Consider the following 15,413-nt stretch of genomic DNA (forward strand, 5'->3'; position numbering starts at 1 on the left):
GTGCACCCGTCTCGGCGCCGTCCTGTCCTGCCCCGCGCTGTCCCGACCCGTGCGTCACGCGACGCGTGCCGCGGGTGGGAGGGAATCGGTGCCGCCGGTGGGCCACGCCAGAGGGTCGGAACCCAGGGCGTGCAGCTGACGGACCTGGTCCTGACACCACGGCGACAGATCGCTCTCGCCCGCCAACACGGTCGTCACGAACTCGCCCCACGGTTCCCAGCGGTAGTCGGCCACCTCGTCCGGTCTCGGATCGACGGTCCTGTCGTCGTGCAGGACGAGGAACACCGGGCAGATCTCGTACTCGACGACGCCGTTGTCCATCACGGCGCGATACCGGAACGACGGGAGCACCGGAGCTGCGCTGTCCGCACCGATGCCCAGTTCGTGATCGAGGCGCCGCAGCACCGCGGAGTCGAGACGTTCACCCGGCGCGGGGTGTCCGCAGCACGTGTTGGTCCAGATGCCCGGCCAGGTGCGCTTGTCGTGCGCCCGCTGTGTCACCAGGACCTCGCGCTCGCGGTTTATCACGTAGCTCGAGAACGCCAGGTGCAGCGGTGTGGCGTCGTGATGCACAGTGGCCTTGTCGTGGGTGCCGATGGCACGACCGTCCTCATCGAGCAGTACTACGAGTTCCACACGTGTCCTTCCGGATGTGTACGACCGGCTTCCGGTCCAGAGTAGTGGTCGATCAGCTGGGCCGAGACGGGCGGACGGACAGGACCTCGTGGGTGCGTACCGGCCCGGCGACGCGGGCGTGGCACGTGGTGAGTATCGGCGCCGACCGAGTCTCCCGGAGAACCACCTCGACGGTGTCCCCGTGGTGGTCGAGGAGCACCTCTCGCCGACCGTCCGGGCCGGGGGCCTCCGAGAGTGGGTGCAGGGTGTCGATGGCGAAGTCCTGCAGGACGGTTCGCGCGGCGTGCTGGGCCACCTGCACGGCGCCCGAGAGCGCACTGCGGCCACGCAGGAACTCCGGGGTGACGAGTCCGTCGTGGTGGCGACGCAGGATGCGGACGACGTCCGCGTCGTCGACGTTGCCGTAGTAGAGACCGTGCGGCAGGACGATCATCGTGCCGGCGAATCGATCGCCACCGAGGTGCGAGCACTCCCACACCTCGCCGGGGTACGCCGCCACGGCCGGAGCGAGGATCGTGCGACCGCGGACGGCGCAACAGCGGTCGTGCCTGCCGTGGGTGCACACGGCCACGATGGTTTCCGTCGACGCGATTCCCGACGATCCGTCGAGCGGGACGTCGAGCAGATCGGCCGCGTCGGACACCTCGCCCCGGTGCACGCTCTCGTACCCCGGCCGTGCGTCCACCGACGCCCACCGCCACCTGCCTCGGCCTCGGCGACGGCCGGGCTCCCGGACGGCGAGGGGGCGGAATCCGGCACCCTCGATGCGGCGCACGAGCGCACCACCCAGTACGGGATCGAGGACGGACGGGGAATCGAGGAACGCCGACGGGCCCCAGCTTCCCGCGAGCTCGACGAGGAACCATCGATCTCCACGAGAACCGCTGCCGGGCAGCGTGTCTCCCCGATCACGAGCGTTGTCGCTGCACGGGCGCCACGCCGCGGTGGTGCTCACCGGCGTCGTCACGATCGGGCGACGACGAGACCCTCGCGGAGCAGACGACGCACCACGACGATCGCGTCCTGATCATCGAGACCGGTGAGATCTCCGACAGCACAGTCTTTTCCGCTGTGCAGCTGCCGGACGGCGTCCGCCGCGATCGAGGGCAACGTGACCGTCTTGGTCCGCGTCGTCACGGCGACCGACTCGGGCGACTGCGTCACCCGCGCGGCGAGCCCGGATCGCCACGTCACCACGGTGGCCGCGGACAGGCCGGCCATCGTGCGGACGGTCTCGAGAGGACGCACCGGGGCCGGCCGCGTGACTTCGACGAAGCGACGGCCGACACGCTCTGCTGCCGCCCGCGCTCGACTGTCGCGGCCGTCGGTCTCGGCGAGGGCCGCGGTCAGGTCTGCGATCAGCGCGCGCACGTGCGGTGCGACGGCGTCCGGATCGGTCAGATCGAGCCCCACGGGCAGCGGGGCCCGGAAGCTCGCGTCGTCCGCGAGGGTGCCCAGCACGTGATGCAGCAGGTCGTAGCGGGTGAAGGCCGACATTCCGACGGTCAGATGGATCGAGGTGTCACCCAGGGCCTCGGCGGAATGGATCCAGCCACGCGGCACGTACAGCGAATCACCCTCGCGCAGAACGACGTCGAGGGTCGGGTCCGTGCGCGCCATGGCGGCGACGGCGTCCCGGCGATCCGACCACGGCTGGTTCGACAGGGGATGCTCCTGCACCGGGGGGTGCAGGATCCACCGCTTCTCGCCGGCGATCTGGAGGACGAAGACGTCGTGCACGTCGTAGTGGGGATCGAATCCCCGCGAGGAGGCGGGGGTGATGTACGAGTTGACCTGCACCGGGTGGCCGAGATCGGCGACCAGGTCGCCGGTGAAGTGGATGAGGGGAGGCCACAGTCGATGGAGTCCCTGCAGGACGAGGGTGTGGCCGTCCGCGAAGGCCGCCAGAATTCCGGCGGAGTCGAGCTGGTCGGTCACCTCGGCCCCGAAGCCACCCGAATCGGTGAACTGACTGCGGTCGGTCAGTGCGCCGTTCCGGGCCATCCGGGCGAACGGAGTGCGCACGCCGCGTTCGGACACCAGCTCGTCGACGGCGTCCGTCGACAGCAGATCGGTGAACGGAGCGGGTAGATCGACCGCGCGCGTCAGGAGCGGCGCGCGACCCCAGTGGTCCTCGGCGAAGGCGCGGGGCTCGATGCTCAGAAGACGACGCAGCGCGGACCGGTCTCCCGGTCCGCGCTCGTCATCGGTCGGTCGGCTCAAGCCGTACCGTCCGCACCGCCGTCGTGGCCGTCGGGGTTCGAGCCGCCGTCGGCCGGGCCCTCGCCGCTGGCCGCGGAGCCGTCCGCGCCGCCGTCGTGTCCACCCGGGTTCGAGCCGCCGTCCGCGGGGCCCTCCGTGCTGGACGCGGTGCCGTCGGCGCCGCCGTCGTGACCGTTCGGGTTGGAGCCGCCGTCGGCGGGGCCTTCGCCGCCTGCTGCTCCGGAAGTGGTGATGTCGTCGTCGTTGATAGCCATCGTCTACCTTTCAGTCGTCACGACCGGACGCCGGAATTCCGGCGTCGGACACACATCGAACGTCCCCGTTCTACAGGAGACAGGTCACGTGTTGACGATTTCGGGACTTCTCAAACTCCGTGTCCACCGCATCGCCGCGTAGAGCACGCCGCCGACCAGGAGCAGCACGCCGGCACGCAGCCATGTCTGTGTGGTCTGCTGCGTCGCGAGCACGCCGCAGCTGATCAGAGCGAGCACCGGAAGGATCACCGGGGTGCGGAAGTGCGGATGGTCCACACGGTCCTTGCGTAGCACCAGCACGGCGAGATTGGTGCTGACGAACACGATGAGGAGCAACAGGACGACGGTTTCGGCGAGTGCTGCGACCGTGCCGGTGGCCGCGAGAATCATGGCCACCACCGTGGTCGCGACGATGGCCACCCACGGTGTCTGCCGCCGTGGCAACACCTGGCCCGCGACGGCGGGCAGCAGTCGTTGTCCGGCCATGCCGTACGTGAGGCGACTGGCCATGATCATGGTCAGCAGAGCGCCGTTGGCCACGGCGATCAACGCGACGAGTCCGAACAGCCTGTCGGGGACACCGACGTCGGCGGCCGAGACGACGGCGAGCAGGGGCGCCGAGGTGTCCGCGAGGTCGCTCGCGGGCACGACCGCACTCACCGCGAGTCCGACCGCGACGTAGACCGCACCGGCCGTCGCCAGCGAGAGGAAGAGCGCGCGAGGGTAGACGCGGTGCACGTCCCGGACCTCCTCCGCCATGTTGGCCGAGGTCTCGAACCCGACGAACGAGTAGAAGGCGAGCAGTGCCGCCGCGAGGACCGCCACGGCAGGGTTCACGGCGTCGGTGAACTCGAGGGTGCGGCCGAGATCGCCGTCGCCGCGACCGAGCACGATGCAGGCGAGGACGACGACGAGGACGAGTCCGCTGACCTCGACGACGGTCATGACCAGGTTCGCCCGCATCGACTCCTTGATGCCACGCGCGTTCAGGAGAGCGACGACGGCGAGGAACACCAGCGCGGCAGGAACCGTCGGGACGTCGAGGAAGGCGCCCAGATAGTCACCGGCGAAGGCGACGGACAGCCCGGCCGCACTCGTCACACCCGCCGCCAGCATCGAGAACCCGACGAGGAACGACACCACTGGCCGTCCGAAGGCTCGCTCGGCGAACACGGCGGCGCCACCCGCACGCGGGTACTTGGTCACCAGCTCGGCGTACGAAGCCGCGGTGAGCATGGCCATGGCGAGGGCCACCAGCAGCGGCACCCACACGGCACCGCCGACCTCGCCGGCGATCTCGCCCACGAGTGCGTAGATGCCCGCTCCGAGAACGTCACCCAGGATGAAGACGAACAAGAGTTTGCCGGTGACGGCGCGACGCAGACCGGGGGAGTCGCCCGGGGCCGCAGGGTCGTTCAGGTCGGTGCTCATCGCAGCCGGTTACCCGTTCGCGGGGCCGTTACCCACGCGCACGATCCGGCGATCCGGGTCGTTTGTCGGGTCCGCCTCCGGGTAGCCGGGGCCCGACAAGAGCACGACCCCCGAGCACTGTCAGGAGCCTTCATGTTCCGTCACACCGACCACCTCCAGTTCGACGTGAAGCCGGAGAAGCCGGATCCCGTCTACGCCCGCAAGCTGCAAGAGTTGATCGGCGGCGCGTACGGCGAGATGACCGTCACGATGCAGTACCTGTTCCAGGGATGGAACTGTCGCATGAAAGGCAAGTACAAGGACCTCATCATGGACATCGCGACCGAGGAGATCGGTCACGTGGAGATGATCGCGACCATGGTCGCGCGGCTCCTCGAGGGCGCACCGGCCACCGAGTCCACCAAGAACGCAGCCGCCGATCCCGTCGTCGCCGCGGTACTGGGCGGGATGGATCCGCAGCAGGCCATCGTGTCCGGTGGCGGACCCACGCTCGCCGACAGCAACGGTGTCCCGTGGAACGGCCGCTTCATCGTCGCCAGCGGCAACCTGCTGGCGGACTTCCGCGCCAACGTCGCGGCCGAGGCGCAGGGCCGCGTGCAGACCGCACGCCTGTGGCACATGACCGACGATCCCGGTGTCAAGAACATGCTGAAGTTCAACCTCGCCCGCGACACGTATCACCAGAACATGTGGCTCGCGGCCATCGAGGAGTTGCAGGCGGACGGTCTGGAGGGTGTGGTGGCGCCGAACGACCTGTTCGACGAGGAGTACGACGAGCACGCGAGCACGCTGTGGCATCTGTCGGACGGCACCGAGTCCGACAAGGGCCGGTGGGCGCACGGCACCGCACCGGACGGCCGCCACGAGAACAGGTTCCTCGCCGATCCGCAGCCGCTGGGGAACAAGCAGAGCGGACCGCCGCCGGACCCGAAGCTCTACGCCACCTACGACGGCGGACTCGGCGAACCGTCGAACGCGGCCCTCGGCACGGAGAAGGGCGTCATGGGCAAGATCAAGGAGACGTTGGACCCCGACGCCGGCTGATCGGTCGACCCGAACGACGAAGAACCCCGGCGCCGATACGGCGCCGGGGTTCTGTCAGGTTGATGTGGATGGTGCGAGTCGATCCGGAGAACAGGCTCCGCGTGATCGTCCTCGCGTCGGAATGAACACGTGTCTCGTCGTCACCGTGTTGATACGCACCACCTGCCTCGAGTTCGTCCTACGACCTGTTCGGCTTGCGTCTTCGACGATAACCCCGCGGAGTGACGCTGTCCACACCTGCGTCATGGCGACGTCATCCGGCAGTCGTCGCGCGTTCGTTCGGGACGCAGTGCGTCATCTGCAGGTCGGCGACGTCGCGGGGGCCGTTCTTCCCGAGATTCGCGCGCCGCTGGTCCTCCTCCTCCGACAGGGTCTGCGATGCGAGCGGTTCGAGTCCGCGGACGTCGTCGGCCGAGATGCCCAGCCCCTCTCCCACGCGGGCGCCGAGTTCGTCGTCGGCCATGAAGAAGTGCCAGACCATCCGCTCCTGCACCTCGCGCGTCGCCTCCGAGATGTTCGCGACGAGATTCGCGACGAGGTCGTCCTTCTCCCACTGATCCATCAGCTGGTACCGCTGACCGGCCTGCTCGTAGTCGTTGGTGCGATCGATCCGCTTGCGGGTGAGGCGGCCGTGGATCTCCGGACCCTGCTCGTCGTGGGTCGGGTACTCGGCCTCACGGAGACCACCCGTGATGGAGGGCTCGTAGTTCACGTGCGGATTGCTGCCGGTGTTGTCCACCGAGTACTGCATCTGGCCGCCCTGCTGGTTCGTGGACACCCGCGCGTTCTTCGCCTGGTTGACGGGCAGCTGCAGGTAGTTCGGCCCCACGCGGTAGCGCTGGGTGTCCGAGTACGAGAAGGTCCGGCCGACCAGCATCTTGTCGTCGGAGAAGTCCAGGCCGTCGACGAGCACACCGGTGCCGAACGAGATCTGCTCGTTCTCGGCGAAGTGGTTCGAGACGTTGCGGTCCAGCACCATGCGGCCCACCACCTTCGGCGGGAACTCGTTCTCCGGCCACACCTTGGTGTCGTCGAGCGGGTCGAAGTTCAGCTCTGGGTGCTCGTCGTCGCTCATCATCTGCACGCGCAGTTCCCATTCGGGGAAGTCGCCGCGCTCGATGTGCTCGTACAGATCCTTGCTCGCATGGCCCAGATCGTTCGCCTGGATCGCGGCGGCGTCCGCCTCGGTGAGCGACGCGACTCCCGCCTTCGGGATCCAGTGGTACTTCACCAGGTGAGTCTCGCCCTCGGCGTTGACCCACTTGTAGGTGTTCACTCCGAAACCCTGCTGCGTCCGGTAGTTGGCCGGAATCCCGCGGGGGGAGAACAGGTTCACGAGCATGTGGGTCGCCTCGGGTGTCTGCGACATGAAGTCGAAGATGCGCGCGGGCTCCTGCCGGAACGTCACGGGATCCGGCTTGAGCGAGTGAATGACGTCGGGGAACTTGATGGCGTCACGGATGAAGAAGACGCCCAGGTTGTTTCCGACGAGGTCCCAGTTGCCGTCCTCGGTGTAGAACTTGATCGCGAAGCCGCGGGGGTCGCGCGCGGCCTCGGACGAGTCGCGCCCGCCGATCACGGTCGAGAATCTGACGGCGAGGTCCGTGCGCTTGCCGGCCTCGGCGAACAGCTTCGCGCGGGTGTACCTCTCGATGGGTTCGTCGCCCCACTTCCCGGTGGCCTCGAAATAACCGTAGGCGACGGCTCCGCGGGCGTGGACGACGCGCTCCGGGATGCGCTCGCGATCGAAATGGCTGACCTTCTCGAGGAACTGGTAGTTCTCGAGGGTGGCAGGACCGCGTGAGCCCACGGTGCGCTGGTTCTGGTTGTCGTAGACGGGATGCCCTTGACGATTGGTGAGGATGTCCCGGTCGTCTGCCGGTGTCGACCCCTGCGACGCGACGTCTGTCATGTGTCGGCTCCTTGACTGCTCTGTGGAACGGCGGCTTCGTGCAGCGGACCGCGTACCCGACACGATCGCGAGAAAACGTGATCCGACAGAATCCTGGAATGAGGACGAGTGCCGGTGTGCTGCTGTTCCGCGGTGGTGGGGGCGAGCTGGAGGTGCTGCTGGCGCATCCCGGCGGACCCTTCTGGGCGCGCAGAGAAGCCGGCGCCTGGTCGATACCGAAGGGCGAGTACGACGCCGACACCGAGGATGCGCGCACAGCGGCGGCCCGAGAGTTCGAGGAGGAACTGGGGTCCCCGGTGCCCGTCGGGGAGTGGATCGATCTCGGCACGGTCGCGCAGTCCAGGGCCAAGTCGGTTCGTGCGTTCGCCGTGCGCGGCGAACTCGACCCCCCGACCGCCGTGAGCAACAGTGTGGAGATGGAGTGGCCACCCAGATCAGGTCGGCGGCTGGTGTTTCCGGAGATCGACCGAGTGGAGTGGTGCGATCGCGAGTCCGCGCGGCGTCGGCTGCTGAGCGGGCAGGTTCCGCTTCTCGACGCCCTCGACCGCCACCTCGAGCAGCTCTGAGGCGCAGGTCGCGCGGCGACCGTCGTCCGGCGCGGCAGAGTTGTGTGCAGAGAACCTGTGTGCAGTGATCCGCGGTGAACGCGGATCACTGCACACGATCTGAGAAGGCGCGGAGCGCTCTGGCCATTCAGGCGGCGCCCTGACCTCCGCCGCCGCCCTCGGTCATGCCCTCGTCACGGTCACCGTCGGCGTTGCGGAACTCGTCGAGTGTCGCCTCCGCCGCGTCGCCGGTCTGCCCGGCGGCACCGTCGGAAGAATCGTGGAGATCGTCCTGATCCGGCCCGCCCTCACGCCGCTCGGGGATGTCTCCGGCCGCCTGCTTGGCCTCGTCGATCTTCTCCTGCACGGAGTCGAGCATCGTCTCGTCCAGTTCGTCGGCCATGAGAACTCCTTCGATCGCGGGGAATGTGCCTCGTCACACTGTGTTTTCCCCGTTGTACCGGCGGGTAACCACGATCTGTCACCGATTGACACGGGGCGGTCGTTCCGGCTGCTCGTGCACCGAGACTCAACCATCACAGGGGGCACATCACATGGTCAGCACCACCGCACACACCGAACGGGCGACGCTCGTCGCCCAGCTTCGCGCTCTGCTCGCGCTCACCAACACCGAGGTGCAGGTGGCCGAGACTCGCGTCGCACAGGCTCGGACGGAAGCTGTCCGCGAGGAACTGCTGCAGAACGCGTCGAACGGACGCGATCGCGCTGCTCGCATCGATGCCGCCATTCGTGAACTCGGTGGCTTCCCCGGCGTCGTCGCACCCGTCGTCGGGCGCCTCACCGCGCTGCTCAAGGCCATCGGCGAGCAGGCCCAGCCGTTCGACGAGGCCCTGCTCGGCGATCTCGCGCTGGAGCACCAGCTGCTCGACCGCGCCCGTTACGTCAAGGCTCTCGCCACGACCGCGTCCACGCCGGGCGTCGTGTCGCTCGCAGACGATCTCGTGACCGCCCACACCGCGACCGTCGAGTGGCTCACCACCGTCCTCGCCGAGGACGCCCTGGGTGGACCGGCCGCACTGCGCCGTACGCCGATCCAGGCCGCCACCGGTGCCGCCGTGCGTCTCATCAACACGCCGGTCACCTGGTCCTCACGAGGTGTCGACCGCGTCGTGGGCACGGCGAAGGACGTTCCCTCGAAGGTGTCCACCCTCATCGGCCGCGGCCAGCGCGCGACCGAGCTGGCCGTCGACACCGTCACCGCGAGCCGCGACGCGGCGCTCGAGACGGCCGAGGAGGTCACTCGTGACGGCGGCGCGACCGGTGTCGCCGACGCGATCCACCGCACCCGTGCGGCCGGCGGAACGCTCGAGGAGCACGAACTTCCCATCGCCGACTACGACGGTCTGAACGTCGCCGCAGCGGTCGCCGAGATCAAGGAATTGACCGATCCGGCAGATCTGCGCACCGTGGTCGCCTACGAGGAGCGCAACAAGAACCGCCACTCGGTGGTCTCCGCTGCGCAGACTCGTCTGGCAGCGCTGGCGAAGGACATCGTCGGCATCTCCTGATCCACACACGCGAAAGCCCCCGAGGATCATCGATCCTCGGGGGCTTCGTCGTTCGTCGGTCCGGGGTCAGCCCGCACGCCTGATCGGGGTGTCGGAGTGTTCCGGTCGTACTCGGCGGGAGGATGCCGAGTCGAGTGGAACCGCTCGCGCAGTCTCTGCTCCGCACCGTGCCATCACGGCCTCCCACCATTCCTGCCGCGGACCGGTCTCGGTCCAGACCACCGTGTCGATGTCCATCTGTTCAACTCCTGTCGAAACACCGTGATGCGTCGACGCCTCACTTCTCGAGCGCTGTGAGGGGGGATTACCCGTTCGGAGCAGGATCACACCGACCGCCCGAGACGGTCAGCGCCACCACGTCTCACTGGGGGTGACGGGAGTGGTGCGCTTGTGCCGGGTCTTGACGAACCAGTTCTCGATGGTGGCTGCGGCCTCGTCGGGCACGTCCTCGCCCTCGAGGTAGGCGTCGATCTGGGCGTACGTCACACCCAGTGCCTCCTCGTCGGGCAGTGCCGGCCGGTCGTCCTCGAGGTCGGCGGTGGGCACTTTCTTCCACGTGCTCTCCGGGGCTCCGAGTTCGCGCAGCAGGGCCGCACCCTGGCGCTTGGTCAGGCCGGTCAGCGGCGTGAGGTCCACACCGCCGTCGCCGTACTTGGTGAAGAACCCCGTCACGGCCTCGGCAGCGTGATCGGTGCCGACGACGAGCAGGTTCCGCTCGCCCGCGAGCGCGTACTGGGCGACCATCCGCTCGCGCGCCTTGATGTTGCCGCGGACGAAGTCGCGCAGTCGATCGACTCCGAGGGCGGTGGCAGCTGCCACGCCGGCGCCGTCCGCGGACGCCTTGATGTCCACCGTCACCGTGGTGTCGGGGCGGATGAAATCGAGCGAGATCGCCGCGTCGGCCTCGTCCGCCTGCTCGCCGTAGGGGAGTCGTACGGCCATGAACGTCGCATCGCCGCCGCCGGCACGGACGCGTTCCGCGGCGAGCTGGCACAGGCGTCCCACGAGTGTGCTGTCCTGTCCGCCACTGATGCCGAGCACGAAGCCGGCAGTTCGGGTGGCGACGGCGTAGTCGGCGAGAAAGCCCACCCGCGTGTCGATCTCCGCTGCGGGATCGATGGTCGGACGGACCTCGAGTTCGGTTCGAATGGTGTCGCGAAGGCTTGGCATGACTCAACGCTAGCGCCGATCCTCCGTGCGTGCCGGGGATGTTTGTCACCGGACGGAGCGGGAAGGACTACCGGTCCACGCATCACGTCGAGAGGAAACCCGAAGCGATATGTCGCAACACGCCGGGAACGAGGAACTCATCGAGGGCGAGGCGGCCGAACCGGAGCAGCGCGTCGACACCGACGAGGATCTCGCCGAGCTCTGTTCGGAGATCGCGGAACTCGCACTCGAACGCGACCTTCGTATCGCCACCGCCGAGTCGCTCACCGCCGGGAACATCGCTGCCAACCTGGGCCGCGCGTCGTCGTCCGGAACGTGGTTCCGCGGGTCGATCGTCGCGTACGCCAGCGAGGTGAAGTACTCGCTGTTGCAGGTGCCCCGAGGCCCCGTGGTGAGCGAGGAGGCCGCCACGGCCATGGCGAGCGGAGCGGCGTCGGCGCTCGGCGCGGATCTCGCCGTGGCCGTCACCGGTGAGGCGGGACCGGAGACGAACGAGGACGTGGAACCCGGAACGGTCTGGTTCGGCATCGCCGACCACGGGACGACCAGCGCGGAGCGCGTGATCTTCGAGGGCGACCCGAAGGACGTCCTGGCCGCGACCATCGAACGCGCGCTACGCCTGCTGCGCGACCACGCCCGGTCAGGCGCCCAGCGCGAGTAGGGCGATGTCGTCGATCGGAGAGAGGTCGGGGATGAGGGCGACCAGATCCTCGACCATCTTCGTCGTGGACAGTCCGAGGCGGGCCTGCGTGAACTGCGCGAGACCGTCCTCGCCGAACATGGTGCGCCCGTCGGGACGTGCCTCCGTGATGCCGTCCGTGTAGAGCAGCAGTGTCTGCCCCTCCTGCAACCGGAAACTGCACGCACTGAAGGTCGCGTTCGGCAGAGCGCCGACGAACATGCCTGTACTGGAACGGATCTCGTGCACCTCGCCGCGAGCGGGGTCGAGAAGCAGAGCGGGCGGGTGCCCGCCCGTCGCCAGTGTGACACGGAAGCCGCCGCGAGGATCCGGGGTGATCACACCGAACAGCACGGTGCAGAAACGCTGATGCGAGGTGTCCATCAACAACAGTCGATTGAGCTCGGCGAGCCCCTCCGTCGGATCGTCGTGATGGAGCGCCGCGGCCCGCAGGGTGTAGCGGACCAGCGAGGTCACGGCTGCCGCGCCGGCGCCGTGGCCCTGGACGTCGCCGAGGAAGAACGCCCACCGGTCCTTGCCCAGCGCGAAGACGTCGTAGAAGTCGCCGCCGACCTGCAGCGGTGACGAGGCGTGGTAGTGCGACGCGAGCGTCAGACCCTCGATGGTGGGAAGGGAGGGTGGGAGCAGCGTGCGCTGCAGCACGGCGGCGTAGTCGCCGATGATCGCGGAGTCCGCCTCGGCGCGCGTGCGGAGTTCCCGCTCGGCGCGCACGGTGGTCGCGGCCGAGAGCCGCAACTCGAACTCGTCCATCGCGATGTCGGCCAGTTCCATCAGGATGTCCGCGCGATCGTCGGACACCTTGCGCGGCACCACGTCGTAGACGTTCACCGTGCCGAGCCGGAAGCCGTCGGCGGTCACGATGGGAGCGCCGGCGTAGAAGCGGATGCCGAGATCACCGCGGACGAAGGCACTACCGGCGGTGGCCGGGTTCGCCAGGGTGTCCGACGCGACGAACGGCCCGTCGTGCGTCATCGCCATCGTGCACAGGGCGTCGTGACGTTCGGTGTGGTCCGGGAGCCCGTCGCCGTACGTGGCGGTGAACCGCACCAGGTCTGCATCGATGATGGACACGGACGCGTACGGCGCGTCGAACCAGCGGGCTGCGAGTCGGGCGATGCGGTCGAAGGCTCCGTCGGCGGCGGTGTGCTCGACGTCGTACCGGGCCAACGCGGCCAGACGTGCCGCCTCGGCGGCCTGCGCGAGGTCGGGACCGAGATCGAAGGCATCCATCGCCGTTCTCGACGTGGCACGGCGCGGGGAGTCGAACGCGTGGGACGAGAGTGCAGTCACGAAGCCTCCGGTGATACGAGAGCGGTAATGCTCTCCCCGGGGCTGGAGGAGGAGAGGCTCGCGGGGAGCCTCAGCAATCGCGTACGAGTCTACGAGACCTGATCGTCGGTGTCGATGCCGGATGTCGGTGCCACGTCCCATGCCATGGTCACGGTGGTGCCCGAGTCGGCGGACGACAGCGTGACGTCGTCCGACAGGGTCTCGATCAGCGGCAGACCGCGGCCACGGAGAGGCCCGGGCGACGAGTCGGACCACGTCCCGTGATCACGGACGGCGACCTCGAGCCGAGCGGAGTCGTAGGTGGCCTGGAGGTCGAAGACGCGTCGACCGGTGGTGGCGGCATAGGCGTGCTCGACGACGTTGGCCATCGCCTCGTAGACGGCGAGCACGATGTCGTACGTCCGCGCCGTGTCGAACGGCGTGTGCGTCAACCACGCACCGAAGCGGACGCGAGCGTCGGTGATGCGCTGCGGTTCGGCGTCGAGATCGGTGAGGGACAACTGGGTGGGGGGCTGGTGGTGCTCAGTCGTCGCGTCGTCGATCACGAGGGGAGGAGTACCCCACGCGTGCCCGGTCCTCACACCGGGAGCGCTGCTCATGCGAGGTCGTCGACGGGCGAACCGGACGTGGTGACGGCCGCGAGCGCCGCCTCGCGGGTGTCGAGCACGGGGAACGTCTCGTCGAGACCGACCAACTGCAGGGGGCGAGCGGTGGCCGCACCGCGGGCGACGACGGCGAAGGCGACGTCGTCGCCCACCGCCTGATGCGAGGTCACCAGCACGGTCATACCGGCCGACGCGAGAAAATCGACACCCGTCAGATCGATGATCAGCGCGCTCGACGCCGTGGTCCGTACGGCGTCCACCGCGTCCTGAAGAATCGGCGCGGTGGCCAGATCGAGTTCGCCCACGACTGTCAGGATCGCTGCGTCGTCGTGCCATTCGGTGTCGACACGGAATGCGTCCGTGGTGTTCTCGGCGATCGACATCGGATGTCCTGCCTTTCGGTGTTCGGTCCAGAAAGGCCATTCAAGCAGCCGAGTCCGACCGATGCCACACCGGCTCCGAGCGCCGGGTGGGGAGTTTGACGGGGTTTTTCCAGGGTATCGAGCCCCGATGAGCAGCATCGGTACGGACGGCCGACGCGTTCTCGTCGTGGGCTGGTGACAGGGCCTCACACCCGGTCCAGCTGGTCGTCCCCCGATACGTCCGCGGTGTCGGTGGCGGCCGGTTCCGGAAGCAATGACCGGTAGACCCGATCGGTGTCGACGGCGATCTGCTCCCACGAGTACCGCGCACGAGCGCGATCGGCGGCCGACATGCCGTAGCCGGTGCGTCGACCCTCGTCGTTCAGCAGGCGACGGACGGCGTCGGCGACGGCGGCAGGTGTGCGGCGATGGACCAGCACGCCGGTGACACCGTCGATCACGGTGTCGAGGAAGCCACCGACCGCGGTGGCCACCACAGGGATCCCGCACGCCATCGCCTCGAGCGGCACGATGCCGAACGGCTCGTACGTGGGAGTGCAGACCACGATGTCGGCGGAGCGGAGAAGGTCGGGCATCGCGTCGCGGGAGACCTGCCCGACCAGGCGGACGCGGTCGGCCACACCGTGGGCGACCGCGATCTGCTTCAGGCGTCGAGCCTCGTCGTCGTCCGAGACGTCGCTGCGCTCGCCGCCGGCGATGATGAGGTCGGTGTCCGGAATCGACGCGAGAGCCGCGATCGTCAGGTCGAAACCCTTGCGAGGCACCAGACGGCCGACCGCGACCAACCGCCGCCGTCGCGCGGGGCCGGGAGAGCTGACCGGCGCCGGCTGGAACTTCTCGAGGTCCACGCCGCACGGCACCACCGACACCCGTCGGCGCGGTATGCCCATCCGGACCAGTTCGGTGACCTCGTCCGAGCACGTCGCGACGACGTGATCGGCTCCGCGTGCGATGAGCCGCTCGATCTTGGGTCGGCTCAGCGGCGACGTGTCCCGCGTGCCCTGGTGCCGACGCTCGACCACACCGAGTGCGTGGAACGTCACGACGGTGGGAATCGCTAGCGGACGAGCCGCGAGCTGGGCCGCGAGCCCCGACATCCAGAAGTGGGCGTGGACCACGTCGGGTCGGTCTCGCGTCCAGCGCTCGGCCAGGCGAGAGGCGAATTCGCCCATGTGGGGCAGTAGTTCGTCCTTCGCTATTGGCTCGGGCGGACCTGCCGGAACGTGCACGACGCGGTAGCCGTGATCGACGGTGACCTCGTCGGGGAGGTCTCGGGAGTCGCGTCGAGTGAAAACCGACACGTCGTGGCCGCGGTCGACGAGGGCGACGGCGAGGCATCCGACATGGACGTTCTGCCCCCCGGCGTCGATGCCGCCCGGCGCGGCGAGCGGGCTGGAGTGTTCTGACACCATGGCGATGCGCATGAGGAGTCCGTCCCTCGGATCGTGCGTTCCGAGTCGTCGCTGGTGACTGAACGACGTCTCGCTACTGTCGGTGGTGCAAGTCGAGGTCGGCTGGTGTCCGGATCGGACAGAACGTCGGGTCCGCGAGTGTGTCGAGAGCAGGCGGGAGTACGCGCGCCGTCGAATGCCGTGAGTGATGAACACGCGGACGAGCCTCAGATTGTGGATATCCCGAATCGAGAGAAGAAAACATCCGAACGCCGATCGGCTCCGAATACCTCCTCCGCA

The 15,413-nt window shown here is 68.5% G+C and carries 16 protein-coding genes; 4 read left to right on the forward strand and 12 right to left on the reverse strand.

Annotated features, from left to right (window positions below):
* Positions 1 to 54 precede the first annotated feature (54 nt).
* The 5 genes from idi to JOE30_RS10910 all read right to left on the reverse strand — a co-directional run bounded on the left by idi (position 55) and on the right by JOE30_RS10910 (position 4,544).
* Positions 55 to 636: an isopentenyl-diphosphate Delta-isomerase gene (idi, locus tag JOE30_RS10890; protein WP_204866636.1), complete on the reverse strand. Its 582-nt coding sequence runs from the start codon at positions 634 to 636 to the stop codon at positions 55 to 57.
* Between the two features lie 52 nt (positions 637 to 688).
* The gene (locus JOE30_RS10895; RefSeq protein ID WP_204866638.1) at positions 689 to 1,591 is read right to left on the reverse strand and encodes a sucrase ferredoxin; all 903 of its coding nucleotides are present in this window, start codon (positions 1,589 to 1,591) and stop codon (positions 689 to 691) included.
* A gap of 8 nt (positions 1,592 to 1,599) precedes the next feature.
* Positions 1,600 to 2,859 carry a cupin domain-containing protein gene (locus JOE30_RS10900; RefSeq protein WP_204866640.1) on the reverse strand — a complete coding sequence of 420 codons (1,260 nt, stop codon included), beginning with the start codon at positions 2,857 to 2,859 and terminating at the stop codon, positions 1,600 to 1,602.
* Positions 2,856 to 3,113, reverse strand: coding sequence for a hypothetical protein (locus JOE30_RS10905; protein ID WP_027503975.1), 258 nt, complete (start codon positions 3,111 to 3,113; stop codon positions 2,856 to 2,858). Before JOE30_RS10905 ends, JOE30_RS10900 begins: the two co-directional genes overlap by 4 nt.
* Positions 3,114 to 3,197: 84 nt before the next feature.
* The gene (locus JOE30_RS10910; RefSeq protein ID WP_204866642.1) at positions 3,198 to 4,544 is read right to left on the reverse strand and encodes an APC family permease; all 1,347 of its coding nucleotides are present in this window, start codon (positions 4,542 to 4,544) and stop codon (positions 3,198 to 3,200) included.
* Positions 4,545 to 4,676: 132 nt separating this feature from the next.
* On the opposite strand from JOE30_RS10910, the gene JOE30_RS10915 reads away from it, so the two are divergent.
* Positions 4,677 to 5,588 (forward strand): manganese catalase family protein, encoded by a 912-nt coding sequence (locus JOE30_RS10915; RefSeq protein ID WP_027503974.1) that lies wholly within the window; start codon positions 4,677 to 4,679, stop codon positions 5,586 to 5,588.
* Positions 5,589 to 5,841: 253 nt separating this feature from the next.
* Here JOE30_RS10915 and JOE30_RS10920 read toward each other — a convergent pair whose 3' ends face one another.
* Positions 5,842 to 7,500 carry a catalase gene (locus JOE30_RS10920; RefSeq protein WP_204866643.1) on the reverse strand — a complete coding sequence of 553 codons (1,659 nt, stop codon included), beginning with the start codon at positions 7,498 to 7,500 and terminating at the stop codon, positions 5,842 to 5,844.
* Between the two features lie 98 nt (positions 7,501 to 7,598).
* Here JOE30_RS10920 and JOE30_RS10925 point away from each other — a divergent pair, with 98 nt between their 5' ends.
* A complete protein-coding gene (locus JOE30_RS10925) occupies positions 7,599 to 8,066 on the forward strand; it encodes an NUDIX domain-containing protein (RefSeq protein WP_204866644.1) in 468 nt (155 codons plus the stop codon).
* A gap of 127 nt (positions 8,067 to 8,193) precedes the next feature.
* On the opposite strand, the gene JOE30_RS10930 is transcribed toward JOE30_RS10925, so the two are convergent.
* Entirely contained in the window at positions 8,194 to 8,448 is a 255-nt protein-coding gene (locus JOE30_RS10930; RefSeq protein ID WP_204866645.1) for a hypothetical protein, read from the reverse strand.
* A 151-nt stretch (positions 8,449 to 8,599) separates the two neighbouring features.
* Here JOE30_RS10930 and JOE30_RS10935 point away from each other — a divergent pair, with 151 nt between their 5' ends.
* Positions 8,600 to 9,574, forward strand: a complete 975-nt coding sequence (locus tag JOE30_RS10935; protein WP_204866646.1) for a ferritin-like domain-containing protein — start codon at positions 8,600 to 8,602, stop codon at positions 9,572 to 9,574.
* A 345-nt stretch (positions 9,575 to 9,919) separates the two neighbouring features.
* On the opposite strand, the gene nadE is transcribed toward JOE30_RS10935, so the two are convergent.
* Positions 9,920 to 10,744 carry an ammonia-dependent NAD(+) synthetase gene (gene nadE / locus JOE30_RS10940; RefSeq protein ID WP_204866647.1) on the reverse strand — a complete coding sequence of 275 codons (825 nt, stop codon included), beginning with the start codon at positions 10,742 to 10,744 and terminating at the stop codon, positions 9,920 to 9,922.
* Positions 10,745 to 10,853: 109 nt separating this feature from the next.
* Here nadE and JOE30_RS10945 point away from each other — a divergent pair, with 109 nt between their 5' ends.
* Positions 10,854 to 11,405 carry a CinA family protein gene (locus JOE30_RS10945; protein WP_204866648.1) on the forward strand — a complete coding sequence of 184 codons (552 nt, stop codon included), beginning with the start codon at positions 10,854 to 10,856 and terminating at the stop codon, positions 11,403 to 11,405.
* Here JOE30_RS10945 and JOE30_RS10950 read toward each other — a convergent pair.
* The 4 genes from JOE30_RS10950 to JOE30_RS10965 form a co-directional block, all read right to left on the reverse strand.
* Positions 11,385 to 12,734, reverse strand: coding sequence for a SpoIIE family protein phosphatase (locus JOE30_RS10950; RefSeq protein ID WP_307806140.1), 1,350 nt, complete (start codon positions 12,732 to 12,734; stop codon positions 11,385 to 11,387). The genes JOE30_RS10945 and JOE30_RS10950 overlap by 21 nt on opposite strands.
* 89 nt (positions 12,735 to 12,823) lie before the next feature.
* Positions 12,824 to 13,333: an ATP-binding protein gene (locus tag JOE30_RS10955; RefSeq protein ID WP_204866650.1), complete on the reverse strand. Its 510-nt coding sequence runs from the start codon at positions 13,331 to 13,333 to the stop codon at positions 12,824 to 12,826.
* The gene (locus tag JOE30_RS10960; RefSeq protein WP_051612937.1) at positions 13,330 to 13,722 is read right to left on the reverse strand and encodes an STAS domain-containing protein; all 393 of its coding nucleotides are present in this window, start codon (positions 13,720 to 13,722) and stop codon (positions 13,330 to 13,332) included. The genes JOE30_RS10955 and JOE30_RS10960 overlap by 4 nt, the downstream gene beginning before the upstream one ends.
* A 185-nt stretch (positions 13,723 to 13,907) precedes the next feature.
* Positions 13,908 to 15,146: a glycosyltransferase gene (locus JOE30_RS10965; protein WP_204866652.1), complete on the reverse strand. Its 1,239-nt coding sequence runs from the start codon at positions 15,144 to 15,146 to the stop codon at positions 13,908 to 13,910.
* Between the last annotated feature and the right edge of the window lie 267 nt (positions 15,147 to 15,413).

The sequence above is a fragment of the Rhodococcus sp. PvP016 genome, from assembly GCF_017832185.1.
GTDB lineage: Bacteria > Actinomycetota > Actinomycetes > Mycobacteriales > Mycobacteriaceae > Rhodococcoides.